At 34.3% G+C, this 1,702-nt stretch carries 1 protein-coding gene; it reads right to left on the reverse strand.

The genetic code is table 11. The features are described 5' to 3' along the window. Positions 1 to 73 precede the first annotated feature (73 nt). On the reverse strand, positions 74 to 1,702 hold a 1,629-nt coding region (locus tag Q4575_RS19625; RefSeq protein WP_303523931.1), incomplete at its 5' end, for an AIPR family protein.

Raw genomic sequence — 1,702 nt, forward strand, 5'->3', positions numbered from 1 at the left:
CTGCCAAGCCGAGCCAAATATCGACAGCTTACTGCCTTGGAATATTAAACCCTAGGTGGTGATCACCGGACGTTTACAAAACTTTGCTCAAAACAATTGATTGTTTAGTAGAAGGAATTTTATTTTTAGTGAGAACAGTTTTCGTTATAATTTCCATTTCAGTCTGCGATAATAATCCATCCTTTAAAGCTTGCTTTGCTAAGTTTCTCCACTTTTCCAGACCAAATTCAATAACTCTTTTCTGGACAGCTATCGAATTATCTACCTTCTGTACCTTTTTTGCGTCAGATTTTATATTTCGCTCTTCTACATCATCAATCAGTAAACCTGATAAATAAGGAGAAAGCTCACTTTCTGTTTGCGCTATACCTTCTTGGATCACTTGCCAGCAAAGAGGTTTTTTTGCCCATTCCGTAACATTCTTAAACTGTGGTGGCGGGGACATTAATTTTTCATTTATATAACCTGAAATTATTTTTAAGCACTTAGTCAACTTCATGTTAATACTTTGTTTTTCCCAAATTATTTCAAAATTAAATGCCTTATTATTCTTTTTACAAAACTCACTTAAACATGCGATGCTATAAGCAACAATATTTGCACGATAGCCACCATACCACTCTTCAGAAGAGACTATTCCTTCGGTAGATTTGAATATAATAGCTTTGGCAATTAAGTTTTTATAATAAACTTCATTAAATTCCTCTGACGATTTTTTCCATAAGTTCCCTATTCTCTTAGCAAACTGCGTGAAATTCTTTTGTGCGCCATTATTGACGTACAAGGGATCTTCTTCCCATACATTGACATATTTTGCTAAGTCAGTCTTCGTGAACATCTGCCTTTTCGGGTGCTCATCTCTAAAACGTTTGGCCTCACCGATAGTTAGCTTCGATATTGCATCATTATACTGTCCTCTAGCCCTTTCATAGAACCACTTAGTCTCTCTAATTTCACCGCTTTTTAATGGGATATAAATTCTTCGAGAAAACTCTTCAATACGAATATGAAATGGGTGGTTAGAAAAAAAGTCTGCTGCATTTACTTTATTTTGTGTATTAGCATATTCTGAGATTTTAGGCACTATTGTTGAAGATAGCTCATCTTCAACAATAGACAGTTTCATCTGAACATAAACATCATCTAAACTAGCCTTTTCTTTTTTTGCTGTATGAAATAAAGAAGCTGTCGTTTGTCCGCCATTTACAATTTGTAAATCTTGGATATTAGTTATCTCTAATCCATTTTCATTCTTCCGTACTTCAATATTTTTAGCGGTCGCTGTTATGCCGTTGTTATAAGCAAAAAACATTTCAGGATTTTCAACAATCGTAGTTTTAATCCCTTTATTTACGTTTCCTCTTGCTTGAAGAAAACAACGTACATTTTGTTCCAATAACCTTGTACCGTATAGTCCATATAGCTGTGCTAACACTTTACCTGGAATTACAGCTAGATATGATTGAAGAGAGTTATTGCCCGTATGAGCTGGAAGGCATAAAATACCTTGTTCAAAAATATCAGTAAGAGATATATTCAAAGGCTCTTTTTGAGATGACGACATCGATTGTCTATAAAATCTACTAACATCCCATATACTACAATTAATAGTGAGTTCACCAATAGTTTCATTAGGCAACGCTACTACGTTATTCCCTAATTTCCTATTAGTAAGAATGTAACAGTTAATTTTTGATATACT

Source organism: Psychrosphaera sp. 1_MG-2023 (assembly GCF_030548245.1).
GTDB classification, from domain to species: Bacteria; Pseudomonadota; Gammaproteobacteria; order Enterobacterales; family Alteromonadaceae; genus Psychrosphaera; species Psychrosphaera algicola.